This is a genomic window from Georgenia faecalis, assembly GCF_003710105.1.
Classification (GTDB): domain Bacteria; phylum Actinomycetota; class Actinomycetes; order Actinomycetales; family Actinomycetaceae; genus Georgenia_A; species Georgenia_A faecalis.
In genome coordinates this window covers 1,821,323-1,835,049 of record NZ_CP033325.1, presented here as the reverse complement: position 1 = coordinate 1,835,049, position 13,727 = coordinate 1,821,323, and the positions used below count along the sequence as shown (strand labels likewise).

General features: G+C 74.7%; 14 protein-coding genes. 13 read left to right on the top strand and 1 reads right to left on the bottom strand.

Annotated elements, in window-relative coordinates; genetic code table 11:
* Nucleotides 1-41 precede the first annotated feature (41 nt).
* From EBO36_RS07990 to aroB, 11 genes are all read left to right on the top strand, one after another.
* On the top strand, nucleotides 42-1,394 hold the full coding sequence (locus EBO36_RS07990; protein WP_122824146.1) for a replication-associated recombination protein A: 1,353 nt from the start codon (nucleotides 42-44) through the stop codon (nucleotides 1,392-1,394).
* Between the two features lie 150 nt (nucleotides 1,395-1,544).
* Complete coding sequence (rpsD, locus tag EBO36_RS07985) at nucleotides 1,545-2,177, top strand: 30S ribosomal protein S4 (RefSeq protein WP_122824145.1); 633 nt, start codon at nucleotides 1,545-1,547, stop codon at nucleotides 2,175-2,177.
* Nucleotides 2,178-2,287: 110 nt separating this feature from the next.
* On the top strand, nucleotides 2,288-2,641 hold the full coding sequence (locus EBO36_RS07980; RefSeq protein ID WP_122824144.1) for a DUF948 domain-containing protein: 354 nt from the start codon (nucleotides 2,288-2,290) through the stop codon (nucleotides 2,639-2,641).
* Nucleotide 2,642: 1 nt separating this feature from the next.
* Complete coding sequence (locus EBO36_RS07975) at nucleotides 2,643-2,876, top strand: hypothetical protein (protein WP_122824143.1); 234 nt, start codon at nucleotides 2,643-2,645, stop codon at nucleotides 2,874-2,876.
* A gap of 73 nt (nucleotides 2,877-2,949) precedes the next feature.
* Nucleotides 2,950-5,643 carry an alanine--tRNA ligase gene (gene alaS / locus EBO36_RS07970; protein ID WP_122824142.1) on the top strand — a complete coding sequence of 898 codons (2,694 nt, stop codon included), beginning with the start codon at nucleotides 2,950-2,952 and terminating at the stop codon, nucleotides 5,641-5,643.
* Entirely contained in the window at nucleotides 5,640-6,137 is a 498-nt protein-coding gene (gene ruvX / locus EBO36_RS07965; RefSeq protein ID WP_241236953.1) for a Holliday junction resolvase RuvX, read from the top strand. The genes alaS and ruvX overlap by 4 nt, the downstream gene beginning before the upstream one ends.
* Entirely contained in the window at nucleotides 6,134-7,300 is a 1,167-nt protein-coding gene (gene mltG / locus EBO36_RS07960) for an endolytic transglycosylase MltG (protein WP_222928697.1), read from the top strand. Before ruvX ends, mltG begins: the two co-directional genes overlap by 4 nt.
* 2 nt (nucleotides 7,301-7,302) lie before the next feature.
* Nucleotides 7,303-8,205, top strand: coding sequence for a shikimate dehydrogenase (locus EBO36_RS07955; RefSeq protein WP_244925234.1), 903 nt, complete (start codon nucleotides 7,303-7,305; stop codon nucleotides 8,203-8,205).
* A gap of 86 nt (nucleotides 8,206-8,291) precedes the next feature.
* Complete coding sequence (gene aroC, locus EBO36_RS07950) at nucleotides 8,292-9,509, top strand: chorismate synthase (protein ID WP_122824141.1); 1,218 nt, start codon at nucleotides 8,292-8,294, stop codon at nucleotides 9,507-9,509.
* A gap of 86 nt (nucleotides 9,510-9,595) precedes the next feature.
* Nucleotides 9,596-10,135 (top strand): shikimate kinase, encoded by a 540-nt coding sequence (locus EBO36_RS07945; protein ID WP_241236955.1) that lies wholly within the window; start codon nucleotides 9,596-9,598, stop codon nucleotides 10,133-10,135.
* The gene (aroB, locus tag EBO36_RS07940; protein ID WP_122824140.1) at nucleotides 10,132-11,217 is read left to right on the top strand and encodes a 3-dehydroquinate synthase; all 1,086 of its coding nucleotides are present in this window, start codon (nucleotides 10,132-10,134) and stop codon (nucleotides 11,215-11,217) included. The genes EBO36_RS07945 and aroB overlap by 4 nt, the downstream gene beginning before the upstream one ends.
* Nucleotides 11,218-11,236: 19 nt before the next feature.
* Here the strand turns inward: aroB and EBO36_RS07935 are convergent, their stop codons facing one another.
* Nucleotides 11,237-11,836 (bottom strand): DinB family protein, encoded by a 600-nt coding sequence (locus EBO36_RS07935; RefSeq protein WP_122824139.1) that lies wholly within the window; start codon nucleotides 11,834-11,836, stop codon nucleotides 11,237-11,239.
* Between the two features lie 163 nt (nucleotides 11,837-11,999).
* Between EBO36_RS07935 and EBO36_RS07930 the strand changes: the two genes are divergently transcribed.
* The gene (locus tag EBO36_RS07930; protein WP_122824138.1) at nucleotides 12,000-13,562 is read left to right on the top strand and encodes a sodium-dependent transporter; all 1,563 of its coding nucleotides are present in this window, start codon (nucleotides 12,000-12,002) and stop codon (nucleotides 13,560-13,562) included.
* A complete protein-coding gene (locus EBO36_RS07925) occupies nucleotides 13,559-13,705 on the top strand; it encodes a methionine/alanine import family NSS transporter small subunit (RefSeq protein ID WP_122824137.1) in 147 nt (48 codons plus the stop codon). Before EBO36_RS07930 ends, EBO36_RS07925 begins: the two co-directional genes overlap by 4 nt.
* The last annotated feature ends 22 nt before the right edge of the window (nucleotides 13,706-13,727 follow it).

The window sequence follows — 13,727 nt, the reverse complement described above, 5'->3', positions numbered from 1 at the left end:
TGCGGCGCCGGCCGCCCCACCGGCGTGCGTACCCTCGGGGCGTGGACCTCTTCGACGCCGCAGGTGCGGACGACGCCGGCGTGCCCAGCGTGAACGCCGGGGCACCCCTGGCCGTGCGGATGCGCCCCGCCGAGCTCGGCGAGGTGGTCGGGCAGGCGCACCTGCTCGAGCCGGGCTCGCCGCTGCGCCGCCTCGTCGAGCCGGCCGAGGCCTCCCGGATCGCGCCGCCGTCGGTGATCCTCTGGGGCCCGCCCGGCACCGGGAAGACCACGCTCGCCTACCTCGTGGCGCACGCGTCGGGCCGCCGGTTCGTCGAGCTCTCCGCCGTGACCGCCGGCGTCAAGGACGTCCGGGCCGTCGTCGACGACTCCCGCCGCCGGCTCGTCACCGGCGCCGGCGAGACGGTCCTGTTCATCGACGAGGTGCACCGCTTCTCCAAGTCGCAGCAGGACGCGCTGCTGCCGTCGGTGGAGAACCGCTGGGTCACCCTCATCGCCGCGACCACCGAGAACCCGAGCTTCTCGGTGATCTCCCCCCTGCTGTCCCGTTCCCTCCTGCTCACGCTGCGACCCCTGGCCGAGGACGACGTGCGGGTCCTGCTGCGGCGGGCGCTCACCGACGAGCGCGGCCTCGGCGGGACGCTCGAGCTCGACGAGGACGCGGAGTCCCACCTCCTGCGCCTCGCCGGCGCCGACGCGCGCAAGGCCCTCACCATCCTCGAGGCGGCCGCCGGCACCGCGGCGTCCTCGGGGGAGCCGCGCATCACGCTGTCCGCGGTGGAGCGTGCCGTCGACGTCGCCGCCGTCCGGTACGACAAGGCGGGCGACCAGCACTACGACGTCATCAGCGCCTTCATCAAGTCGATGCGGGGATCCGACGTCGACGCCGCCCTGCACTACCTCGCGCGGATGATCGTCGCGGGGGAGGACCCACGGTTCATTGCCCGCCGGATCATCATCGCCGCGTCCGAGGACGTCGGCATGGCGGACCCCACCGCGCTCACCACGGCCGTGGCCGCCGCCCAGGCGGTCGCGCTCATCGGCATGCCCGAGGCTCAGCTGGTCCTCGCCCAGGCCGTCGTGCACGTGGCCACGGCGCCGAAGTCCAACGCCTCCTACAAGGCGATCGGCGCCGCGATCGCCGACGTGCGGGCCGGCAAGGCCGGGACGGTGCCGCCGCACCTGCGCGACGCCCACTACGCGGGGGCCAAGGGGCACGGGCACGGCGAGGGGTACCGCTACAGCCACGACCACCCGCACGGCATCGCCGCCCAGCAGTACGCGCCGGACACCCTCGCCACCGCGCGCTACTACACGCCGACGACGCACGGCCACGAGCGGGAGGTGAGCGCCCGGCTCGATCGCATCCGGGCGCTGCTGAAGGGCGAGGGCTGAGGGGCGAGGGCTGAGCCTGATAAGATCGACCGGTTGCCCGGCGCACTGCGCGCGGCGACCACCTGGGGTCATGGCCACGACGGTCGATCCCGCGCCGACGGACGTCCGTCCGCCCGGCGTGACGTTCCCACGACAGGAAGAGTGTTTTCGTTGAGCAAGAACAACCAGAGCCGTTCGCGCCGCCAGGTGCGGCTGTCCCGGGCCCTCGGCCTCGCGCTGACGCCCAAGGCGGTCAAGTACTTCGAGAAGCGCCCCTACCCGCCGGGCGAGCACGGCCGCGCCCGTCGCCGCACCGAGTCCGACTACGCGGTCCGGCTCAAGGAGAAGCAGCGTCTGCGCGCCCAGTACGGCCTGCGTGAGGTGCAGATCCAGCGCACCTTCGAGGAGGCCCGTCGCGAGAGCGGGATGACCGGTGAGGCGCTCGTCGAGCTCCTCGAGATGCGCCTGGACGCCCTCGTCCTGCGCTCCGGCTTCGCCCGCACGATCGCCCAGGCCCGCCAGATCGTCGTGCACCGCCACATCCTCGTCGACGGCAAGCTCGTCGACCGCCCGTCCTTCCGGGTCAAGCCCGGCCAGGTCATCCAGGTCAAGCCGAAGAGCCAGGTCATGACGCCGTTCCAGGTGGCCGCCGCCGGCGCCCACCGCGACGTCCTGCCCGCCGTCCCGGCCTACCTCGACGTGCAGGTCGAGAAGCTGCGCGCCGAGCTCGTCCGTCGCCCCAAGCGCGACGAGGTCCCCGTGACCTGCGACGTCCAGCTGGTCGTCGAGTACTACTCGCGCTGACGCCGGTCCTTCCTCGACGCGCCCCGGGCGCCGGTCCTGCCGGTTCCCGGGGCGCCGTCGTCCACCGGTAGCCTTCGCACCGGCCCCTTCCCCCCACCCAAGGAGCACGGATGTCCATCGGTGACATTGCCGGGATCATTGCCGCCCTCGCCTTCGTCGTGCTCGTGGCGTTCCTCGCCGTCCCGCTCCTCAAGCTGGGTCGCGTCCTTGACGCCGCCACGGACTCCGTCCGCCAGATCACCGAGCACGCCGTGCCCGTCGTCGACGAGGCGGCGGCGACGATCGCGGCGAGCAACGCCCAGCTCGGCAAGGTGGACGTCATCACGACGTCCGCCGCGGAGGTCTCGCAGAACGTCTCCGCGGTGACGACGCTCGTCTCGGCCACCGTGGGCGCGCCCCTCATCAAGCTGGCGTCGTTCTCCTACGCCGTGCGCCGCCTCGTCCGCCCCTCGCGGGAGGCCTGACGTGCCGCGCGTGCTCGCCCTCGGCGCGGTCGCGGCCACCGCCGTCGTCCTCGCCGTCCCGGCCACCCGCCGCTCCGTGACCCGCGTGGTCACCTCCGCCCGCGCGGAGGCACGCCGCCGCCTCGCCCTGTTCCGGGCCGACATGGCCGCCCGTGAGGCCGAGCTGCGCACCGGGCTCCTGCCCACCGACGCCGAGCTCGCCGACGCCCGCTGGCGGCGCACGCACCGCCCGTAGGCCCCGGGCCCGCCCGGAGGCCGTACCGCCCCGCCGGTACCCCCACCGTCCCACCGATCGAAACCGAGGACTCATGCGCACCGCCGAGATCCGCACCCGCTGGCTGGACTACTACTCCGAGCGCGGCCACGCCGTCGTGCCGAGCGCCCCGCTGATCTCGCCGGACCCCTCGATCCTCTTCACCATCGCCGGGATGGTGCCGTTCATCCCCTACATCATCGGTACCCAGCCCGCCCCGTGGCCCCGCGCGGCGAGCGTCCAGAAGTGCATCCGGACGAACGACATCGAGGAGGTCGGCAAGACCACCCGTCACGGCACGTTCTTCCAGATGGCCGGCAACTTCTCCTTCGGCGACTACTTCAAGGAGGGGGCGATCACCTACGCGTGGGAGCTCCTCACCTCCCCGCTCGAGGCCGGCGGCTACGGCCTCGACGGCGACAAGATGTGGGTGGCCATCTGGGACGAGGACGCCGAGGCGGAGGACATCTGGCGCCGCCAGATCGGCCTGCCCGCCGAGCGCGTGCAGAAGCAGACCCGCGCGGAGAACTTCTGGGACACCGGGCAGCCCGGGCCGGCCGGCCCCACCTCGGAGATCCACTACGACCGGGGCCCCGCCTACGGGCCCGACGGCGGTCCGGCGGTGGACGTCCAGGGCGACCGGTTCCTCGAGATCTGGAACCTCGTCTTCGACCAGTACCTGCGCGGCGAGGGCCGTGGCAAGGACTACCCCCTGGTCCGTGAGCTCGACCAGAAGGCGATCGACACCGGCCTCGGCCTGGAGCGGCTCTCCTTCCTGCTCCAGGGCAAGGAGAACTTCTACGAGATCGACGAGGTCTACCCGGTCATCGCCGCCGCGCAGGAGATGAGCGGGCGCACCTACGGCCTCGGCCGCAACTCGGCCGACGTCGACGACGTGCGCATGCGCGTGGTCGCCGACCACGTCCGCTCCGCCCTCATGCTCATCTCCGACGGCGTGCGCCCGGGCAACGACGGGCGCGGGTACGTCCTGCGCCGGATCATCCGCCGCGCCGTGCGCGCCATGCGCCTGCTCGGCGTCGACGAGCCGACGCTGCCCGTCCTGCTCCCGGCCTCGATGGGCGCCATGAAGGGCTCCTACCCCGAGCTGGAGACGCACTTCTCGCGGATCTCCCAGGTCGCCTACGAGGAGGAGGAGGCGTTCCGGCGCACCCTCACCGCGGGCACGACGATCCTCGACACCGCCGTCTCCGCCGCCAAGGCCCAGGGCGCGCGCCTCAGCGGCGACCGCGCCTTCGCGCTCCACGACACCTACGGCTTCCCCATCGACCTCACCCTCGAGATCGCCGCCGAGCAGGGCGTCGGCGTCGACGAGGACGGCTTCCGCCGGCTCATGACCGCCCAGCGCGAGCGCGCCCGCGCCGACGCCGCCGCGAAGAAGGCCGGGCACGTCGACACGGGCGTCTACCGCGACGTCCTCACGCGCCTCGGCGGGGAGGTGCCCTTCCTCGGGTACACCGACGCCGTCGCGGAGGTGACCGTCGCCGGCCTGCTCGTCGACGGGCAGCCCGCGCCGCTGGCCACGGCGCCCGCCGAGGTCGAGGTCGTCCTCGACCGCACCCCGTTCTACGCCGAGGCCGGCGGCCAGCTCGCCGACCAGGGCACCATCACCCTCGCCGGTGGCGCCATCATCGAGGTCGACGACGTCCAGGCGCCCATCAAGGGCCTGCCGGTGCACCGTGGGCGCCTCACCGAGGGCACCGTCACCCTCGACGAGCCCGGCGTCGCGCGCATCGACACCGCGCGCCGGCACGCCATCGCCCGCGCCCACACGGCGACCCACATGGTCCACAAGTCGCTCCACGAGCACCTCGGCGACCACGCCACGCAGGCCGGCTCGGAGAACGCACCGTCGCGGCTGCGGTTCGACTTCCGGCACGGCGCCCAGGTCCCGGCCACCGTCCTCGGGGAGATCGAGGAGCGCGTCAACACCCGTCTGGCGGAGGACCTCGACGTCACCGACCAGGTGATGGACATCGACGACGCCCTCGCCGCCGGCGCCATGGCGCTGTTCGGCCAGAAGTACGGCAACCGGGTGCGTGTGGTGTCCATCGGCGGGGACTGGTCGCGCGAGCTGTGCGCCGGAACCCACGTGGCCAGCACCGGCCGGCTCGGCCTCGTCACCCTCCTCGGTGAGGCGTCCATCGGTTCCGGCGTGCGCCGGGTCGACGCGCTCGTCGGGGCCGGCGCCTACGAGTTCCAGGCCAAGGAGCACGCCCTGGTCAGCCAGGTCACCGGGCTCGTCGGCGGGCGCTCCGAGGAGCTGCCCGAGCGCATCACCGCGCTCATGACCAAGCTCAAGGCGGCCGAGAAGGAGCTGGGCCAGCTCCGCCAGGCGCAGCTGCTCGCCCGGGCCGGCGAGATCGCCGCCGGGGCCCACGAGGTCTCCGGCGTCCGCGTGGTCACCGCCGACGCCGGTGAGGTCGCCTCCCCGGACGCCGTGCGCAGCCTCGTCCTCGACGTCCGCTCCCGCCTGGGGGACTCCGCCCCGGCGGTGGTCGCCGTCGGCGCCGTGAGCAAGGCCCGCCCCCTCGTGGTCATCGCCACGAACGCCGCGGCCCGCGACGCCGGCGTGCGCGCCGGCGCCCTCGTCCGTTCGGCCGCCCAGCGCCTCGGTGGCGGCGGTGGCGGCAAGGACGACCTCGCGCAGGGCGGTGGCACCGACGCCGGGGCGCTGACGGCCACGCTGGCCGCCGTCGCCGAGGACGTCACGGCGACGGTCGGCGCGTGACCACGCGCGCCGGGGTGCGGCTCGGCGTCGACGTCGGGACGGTCCGGGTCGGGGTGGCCCGCTCGGACCGCTCCGGCCTGCTGGCCACGCCGGTGGAGACCCTTGCCCGGCGCCGCGACGGCAGCGAGCTGGCCCGCCTGGCCGAGCTGGCCCGCGAGGAGGAGGCGATCGAGATCGTCGTCGGCCTGCCGCGTCACCTCTCGGGGGCGGAGGGTTCGGGAGCACTGAACGCACGTGAGTACGCTGGGCGGATAGCACGGGTCTGTCAGCCGGTGCCCGTCCGGCTGGTCGACGAACGCCTCACCACGGTCAGCGCCCACCAGGCGCTGCACACGGCGGGGCGTCCCGGCCGTCGGCACCGGGAGGTCGTCGACCAGGTGGCCGCCGTCCTCATCCTGCAGTCCGCGTTGGACGCCGAACGTGGCACCGGTGAGCCCGTGGGTGAACCGGTGTCCGCCGAGGACGAGAGGCACACGGAGGAGTCCCCCAAGTGAGCGAGCTGTTCGACCAGAAGCTGGCGGAGCCCTCGCCGTCGCACTCCGAGCAACAGCGGCGCGCGGAGCGGCGCGAGCGCGCGCAGCGGCGCCGGCAGCGGCGCAAGCGCACGGCGATCGCCGTGGTGCTCAGCCTGCTCCTCATCGCCGGGCTCGCCGTCGCGGCGTTCTTCGTCCTGCGGCCGCTCCTCACCGACCGTCCCGCGCCGGAGGCCACGGACTTCCCCGGCCCGGGGTCCGGCAGCGTCGAGGTCGTCATCGAGCCGGGCACCTCGGGCACGGAGATGGGCGAGATGCTCACCGAGGCGGGCGTCGTCGCCAGCCCCGGGGCGTTCAGCACCGCCTTCACCGCCAACCCGGCCGCCTCCGGGATCCAGCCCGGCACCTACGTGCTCCTTGAGGAGATGGCCGCGGCCGACGCCGTGGCCGCCCTGCTCGACCCCGCCAACAAGTCCGAGGTCACCATCACGGTGCCCGAGGGCTGGCGGGCCACGCAGGTCTACGAGCGCATCGCCGCCGTCACCCAGCTCCCGCTCGCGGACGTCGAGGCGGCCGCGGCCGACCCCGCCGCGATCGGGCTGCCCGCCGAGGCCGGGGGCAACCCCGAGGGGTGGTTCGCCGCCGCGACCTACTCCTTCCAGCCCTCCGTCGACGCCACGACGATCCTGCGCACCATGGTCGAGCAGACGGTGAGCACGCTGGACGCCCTCGCGGTGCCCGCCGCCGAGCGGCAGGCGGTCCTCACCAAGGCATCGATCGTCGAGCACGAGGTCTTCCTCGCCGAGGACTACGGGCGCGTCGCCCGCGTCATCGAGAACCGGCTGGCGGACACGGAGCAGGTCAACGGCCGGCTGCAGATGGACTCCACGGTGCTCTACGGCGTCGGCAAGTCCGGGGGCATCCCCACCCGCTCCGACCTCGACGACGACAACCCCTACAACACCTACCTGCACCCCGGCCTGCCGCCGACCCCCATCGGGGCGCCGGGCGCCGCCGCCGTCGAGGCGGTCATCGCCCCGCCGCCGGGGGACTGGCTGTACTTCGTCACGGTCGACCTCGACTCGGGGGAGACGCTGTTCACCGGTGACTACGCCGAGCACCAGGCGAACCGCGCGGCGCTCAACCGGTGGCTCGAGGAGCACCCGTCGAGCGACGAGGGCTGAGCGTGACCGGTCTGCCCACCTACGGCGAGCTGCCGCGCGACGCGCTCGCGCCCGGTGCCCGGCGGGCCGCCGTCCTCGGGCGGCCGGTCGCGCACTCCCTGTCGCCCGTGCTGCACCACGCGGCGTACCGGGCGCTCGGGCTGGACTGGGTCTACGGACGGGCCGAGGCCGGGGAGGAGGACCTCGCCGGCCTCCTCGCCGCGCTCGACGACCAGTGGGCCGGCCTGTCGCTCACCATGCCGCTCAAGCACGCCGCGCTGGGCCACCTCGACGTCGTCGACGAGCTCGCCGAGGTGGTCGGTGCGGTCAACACCGTGCTCGTCCAGCCCGGCGCGCGAGGCGGCCGGCCGATCCTCGTCGGCGCGAACACCGACGTCTACGGCATCGTCGCCGCCCTGCGGGAGGCGGCCCCCGACGGGTGGCGCCCGCGCACCGCCGTCGTCCTCGGGGCCGGTGCCACCGCGGCGTCCTCGCTCGCCGCGCTCGGGCAGCTGGGCGCGACCGCGCCGGTCGTCGTGGCGCGCTCCGCCGCGCGGGCGGCGGGCACGCTCCAGGCTGGCCGGCGGATGGGGGTCGACGTCACCCTGCGCCCGTGGTCGGACGCCGCGGCGGCGGTCGCGGGGGCCGACGTCGTCGTCTCCACGCTGCCGGCCGGCGGCGCGGACGAGCTGGCCGCGGTCCTCGGCGCCGGTCCGGCCGCCCGCCCCGGCGCCGTGCTGCTCGACGTTGCCTACGACCCGTGGCCCAGCGCGCTGGCGTCGACGTGGGCCGCGGCCGGCGGGCTCGTCGCCCCGGGCTGGGGCATGCTCCTCCACCAGGGCGCGGAGCAGGTCCGCCTCATGAGCGGGCGCCCCGCGCCGGTGGCGGCGATGCGCGCGGCACTCGAGGGCGCCCTGGCGCGCTGACCGGCGCCCCCGGGCCGGGCCGCGACGGCCCGCGCGGTGCTGGGACGCGGGCCCGGCCCTCGCCGGCCCCGTGGGAGGATGCCGCCATGCTCAGGTGGTTGACCGCAGGGGAGTCGCACGGCCCGGCGCTGGTCGGGATCATCGAGGGTCTCCCGGCGGGGGTGGCCCTCACGACCGCGCGCGTCCAGGAGGCCCTGGCGCGTCGCCGGCTGGGGTACGGGCGCGGCGCGCGGATGAAGTTCGAGCAGGACGCGGTGCGCCTGCTCGGCGGGGTGCGCCACGGGCTCAGCCAGGGCGGGCCGGTCGCCATCGAGATCGCCAACACCGAGTGGCCCAAGTGGGAGACCGTCATGTCGGCCGACCCGGTGCCGGACGCCGCGCTCGGCGTCGACGCCGGCACGGGCGACGCGCGCGAGCAGGCCCGCAACAAGCCCCTCACCCGGCCCCGGCCCGGGCATGCCGACCTCGTCGGGATGGCGAAGTACGCCCTTGACGAGGCCCGGCCCGTCCTTGAGCGCGCCAGCGCCCGGGAGACCGCCACCCGGGTGGCGCTCGGCACCGTCGCGGCCGCGCTCCTCGAGCAGGTGGCCGGGGTCCGGCTGGTCTCCCACGTCGTCGCCGTCGGACCGGTCGCCGTCCCCGACGACGCCCGCGTCCCCGGGCCCGACGACGTCGTCGCCCTCGACGCCGACCCGATCCGGTGCTTCGACCCCGCGACGTCGACGGCGATGGTCGCGGAGATCGACGCCTGCCAGAAGGACGGGGACACCCTCGGCGGCGTCGTCGAGGTCCTCGCCTACGGGGTCCCGCCGGGCCTGGGCTCCTACGTCCACGGCGACCGCAAGCTCGACGCCCGCCTCGCCGCGGCCGTCATGGGCATCCAGGCCATCAAGGGCGTGGAGATCGGCGACGGGTTCCGCACCGCCGCGCGCCGCGGCTCGGCCGCGCACGACGAGATCGTCCGGGGCGAGGACGAGCGCCTGCACCGGGTGACCAACCGCGCCGGCGGCGTCGAGGGCGGGATGAGCAACGGTGAGGTGCTCCGGGTGCGCGCCGCGATGAAGCCCATCTCCACCGTCCCGCGGGCGCTGCGCACCATCGACACGGTGACCGGGGAGCCGGCGACGGCGATCCACCAGCGCTCGGACGTGTGCGCCGTCGCCCCCGCGGCCGTCGTCGCCGAGGCCATGGTGGCGCTCGTGCTCGCCGAGGCGCTGCTGGAGAAGGTGGGCGGAGACTCGGTCGCCGAGTGCACGCGCAACCTGCGCGCCTACCTCGAGGCCATCCCGGAGACGATGCGGTGAGCCCGGGTGCCGAACGTTCGGCACCCCTCGCGCCCGGAGGGCGGCCCGGCGCACGGGCGCGCGGCCGCCCCGGATACCCTCGGGGCGTGGAGAACCCAGCCCAGCCCCAGGACACCGGGCGCGTGCGCGCCGTGCTCATCGGCCCGCCGGGCGCCGGGAAGACGACCGTCGGCCGCCGCCTCGCCGCGGCGCTCGGCGTCCGCCTGCTCGACACCGACGAGGAGGTCGAGCGCCGGGCCGGCCGGCCGATCAGCGAGATCTTCATCGACTCCGGCGAGGAGCACTTCCGCGAGCTCGAGCACGCCGCCGTCGTCGACGCCCTCCGCACCCACGACGGCGTCCTCGCCCTCGGCGGGGGAGCGGTCCTGCACCCGGGCACGCAGGAGGCCCTGGCCGGCCTGCCGGTCGTCTTCCTCGACGTGTCGATGGCCAAGGCGCTGCCCCGGGTCGGGCTCGCCGGCGCGCGCCCGCTCCTCGTGGACAGCCCCCGCGCGCGGTGGAAGGCACTCATGGACGCCCGCCGCCCCACCTACTCCCGGCTCGCCGCCGTCACGGTCCTCACCGACGGGCTCACCCCCGACCAGGTGACCGCACAGATCCTCACCGCGCTCGGGGCCCGCCCGTGACCGCGACCCGCATCGAGGTGCGCGCCGAGCACCCCTACGACGTCGTCGTCGGCCGGGGGCTGGACGGCGAGGTCGTCTCCGCCGTCGGCGACGAGCCCCGCCGGGTCCTCCTCGTCCACCCCGAGGTGCTCACCGACCGCGCCCAGCGCCTCGGCGACGACCTCGCGCGGCACGGCCACGCCGTCCACCACGCCGTGGTGCCCGACGCCGAGCACGCCAAGACCGTCGACGTCGCCGCCGCCTGCTGGAGCCGGCTCGGCCAGGCCGCCTTCACCCGCGAGGACCTCGTCGTCGGCCTCGGCGGGGGCGCGACGACCGACCTCGCGGGGTTCGTCGCCGCCACCTGGCTGCGCGGCGTGCGCGTCGTCCAGGTGCCGACGACGCTGCTCGGCATGGTCGACGCCGCCGTGGGCGGTAAGACCGGCATCAACACCCCCGAGGGCAAGAACCTCGTCGGCGCCTTCCACTCGCCCGTGCGCGTGGTGTGCGACCTCGACACGCTCGCCACCCTGCCCGCGGCCGACCACGCCGCGGGCCTGGCGGAGGTGGTCAAGGCCGGCTTCATCGCCGACGAGCGGATCCTCGACCTCGTCGAGGCCGACGGCGGCCGCGCCGCGCGGGACCCGGGCTCGGCGGTGCTGCGCGAGCTCGTCGAGCGGGCGATCGCCGTCAAGGCGGAGGTGGTCTCCGCCGACCTGCGCGAGGCCGGCCGCCGCGAGTTCCTCAACTACGGGCACACGCTCGCCCACGCCATCGAGCACGCCGAGCACTACGCGTGGCGGCACGGGGCGGCGGTGTCGGTGGGGATGGTCTTTGCCGCCGAGCTCGCCGGCCTCGCCGGGCGGCTCCCGGCGGGCACGGTCGCCCGGCACCGGGAGATTCTCGGCACGCTGGGCCTGCCCCTGGGGTACCGGGGTGACCGGTGGCCCGAGCTGCTCGAGGTCATGCACCGCGACAAGAAGGCGCGTGGCAACCGGCTGCGCTTCGTCGTGCTCGACGGCGTCGGCCGGCCCGGGCGCCTGGAGGGGCCCGACCCGGCGCTGCTCGAGGCGGCGTACGCGCGCATCGCGCTGCCGGCCTGACGGGGCGGGGGAGCGCCGGCTACGGACGCTCGCCCGCCGCGTCGGCCGCCTCCCGCGCCGCCTGCTCCACCTGCGCGCGGTACTCCCGCCACCACGGGGCGTCGTGCGAGGGGAGGTTGTCGGCGTCGACGCGCAGGCCGGCGGAGCCGTCGACGAGCTCCCGGACGATGTCCGCGTGGCCGGCGTGCCGGTGCGTCTCGGCGACGAGGTGGACGAGGATCCGGTGCAGGGGGGCGTGCCGGCTCGCCGGCCCCCACCAGGGGACCTCGCCCACGGCGTCCAGCCCGAGCGCGTCGACCGTGGCGTCGGCGTGCGCCCAGACCCGGCGGTACAGGGCCACGAGCTCCTCGCGCGACTCGTCGGGACGCGCCCACATGTCGGCGTTCGGCTCGTCGCTGTCCATCCACGCGGGCCGGTCCGGCAGGGGCCGCCCGAAGACCATGCCGAGGTAGTCGGCCTCGCACAGGCTCACGTGCTTGACGAGCCCGAGCAGGTTCGTCCCGGTGGGCGTGAGCGGGCGGCGGGCGTCGTACTCGGACACGCCGTCGAGCTTCCACAGCAGCGCGTCGCGGGCCTCCTGCAGGTAGCGGTGGAGCACGTCCTTGGGATCCGTGGGCATGGCCTCAGCCTGCCACCGCGGTGACCGGGGCACCACGGTCCTCGGGCCCGCGCCGTGGTCCGCGACGGGGGTGCCGTGGTCCGCGACGGGCGGGCCGGGATGCCGGGGGCGGGCGCGCCCGCTACTGTGCGGCGGACGTGGACGCCGACACGGAGGAGGGGCCATGGCGCACAAGGGCGCAGCGAAGGGCGGCGGGGTGGCCGAGGGCCGTGAGCAGTGGTCGAGCCAGTACGGGTTCCTCCTCGCCGCCATCGGCTCCGCGGTGGGGCTGGGGAACATCTGGCGCTTCCCGGGCGTGGCGTACGAGAACGGGGGAGGCGCCTTCCTCGTCCCCTACCTCGTCGCGCTGCTGACGGCCGGCATCCCGATCCTCCTGCTCGACTACTCCCTGGGGCACCGCTACCGCGGCTCCGCGCCGGCGGCGTTCCGGCGTCTCGGCCGAAGGTTCGAGGCGCTCGGCTGGTTCCAGGTCGCGGTCGCCTTCGTCATCGCGACGTACTACACCGTCATCCTCGCGTGGTCGGTGCGGTACGTCGGCTTCTCCGTCACCGAGGCGTGGGGGGAGGACCCGGCCGGCTTCTTCACCGGTGACTTCCTCCAGGACGCCGGCGCCACCGTCACCGGCGACGTCGTCGGCGGGATCTTCTGGCCGATGGTGGGCCTGTGGGTGGTGGCGCTGGTGGTCATGCTCCTCGGGGTGCGACGCGGCCTGGAGGCGGTGAACAAGGTCGCCATGCCGCTGCTCGTCGTGCTCTTCGGCGCCCTCGTGGTCCGCGCACTCTTCCTGCCGGGCGCGCTCAGCGGCCTCGACGCCTTCTTCACCCCGAACTGGTCCGCGCTCCTCGACGGGAGCGTGTGGCTCGCGGCGTACGGCCAGATCTTCTTCTCGTTGTCCATCGCCTTCGGCATCATGCTCACCTACGCGAGCTACCTGCCGCGCCGGTCGAACCTCGCTCCGACCGGTCTCGTCGCCGCGTTCGCCAACTCCTCGTTCGAGCTCCTCGCCGGCATCGGGGTCTTCGCCACGCTGGGGTTCATGGCCGTCGCCCAGGGGGTCGGTTTCGAGGAGCTCCCGGGCCTCACGGGCCCGATCCTCTCGTTCGTCACCTTCCCGGAGATCATCTCGAGCATGCCCGGCGGGCCGCTGTTCGGGGTGCTGTTCTTCCTCTCGCTCACGCTCGCCGGTTTCACCTCGCTCATCTCGATCCTTCAGGTGCCCTCGGCCGCGCTGCAGGAGAAGTTCGCCCTGTCCCGGCGAGCCGCGACGCTCGTCGTCGTCGGCGGTGCGGCGGTCCTCTCGGTCGCGCTCTACTCCACGACGTCGGGCCTGGCCGTGCTCGACACCGTCGACTACTACGTGAACAACTTCGGCGTGGTGATCTCGGCGCTCCTCATGGCGCTCCTCGTCACGTACGGCGCGCGCAAGCTCCCCGAGCTCAACGCGCACCTCAACGCCTTCTCCACGGTCCGCATCGGTCTGTGGTGGCGCGTGCTCATCGCCGTCGTCGCCCCCGTGCTCCTCGCCCTCATGGTGGCCACCGCGTTCGTCGACCGTCTGAGCGAGCCGTACAGCGGCTACCCGTGGACGTTCATCACCATCGCCGGGTGGGGGACCCTCGCTCTCATTGCCGTGGTGGCGGTGGTGCTCAGCCTCGTGCGGTGGCGCCGGCCGGTGGACGACCTCATCCCCGAACCCGTCGACGTCGACGAAAGGCGGACCCGATGAGCCTCGCCGCGATCCTCCTCATGGTGTTCGCCGTCGTCGTGCTGTGGGGCGGCCTCGTCGTCGCCACCCGGTTCCTCGTCACCCACCCGCTCCCGCCCGAGGACGACGACCCGGTGGCGCCGGGGGGCCCGACCGACCGGTAGCGCGGCTTGATGTCGCCCCATC

Excerpts from the sequence above, each read along its gene's own strand:
- EBO36_RS07980 (WP_122824144.1), top strand. The coding sequence starts at position 2,288 with ATGTCCATCGGTGACATTGCCGGGATCATTGCCGCCCTCGCCTTCGTC.
- alaS (WP_122824142.1), top strand. The coding sequence starts at position 2,950 with ATGCGCACCGCCGAGATCCGCACCCGCTGGCTGGACTACTACTCCGAG.
- aroC (WP_122824141.1), top strand. The coding sequence starts at position 8,292 with ATGCTCAGGTGGTTGACCGCAGGGGAGTCGCACGGCCCGGCGCTGGTC.
- EBO36_RS07935 (WP_122824139.1), bottom strand. The coding sequence starts at position 11,836 with ATGCCCACGGATCCCAAGGACGTGCTCCACCGCTACCTGCAGGAGGCC.
- EBO36_RS07930 (WP_122824138.1), top strand. The coding sequence starts at position 12,000 with ATGGCGCACAAGGGCGCAGCGAAGGGCGGCGGGGTGGCCGAGGGCCGT.
- EBO36_RS07925 (WP_122824137.1), top strand. The coding sequence starts at position 13,559 with ATGAGCCTCGCCGCGATCCTCCTCATGGTGTTCGCCGTCGTCGTGCTG.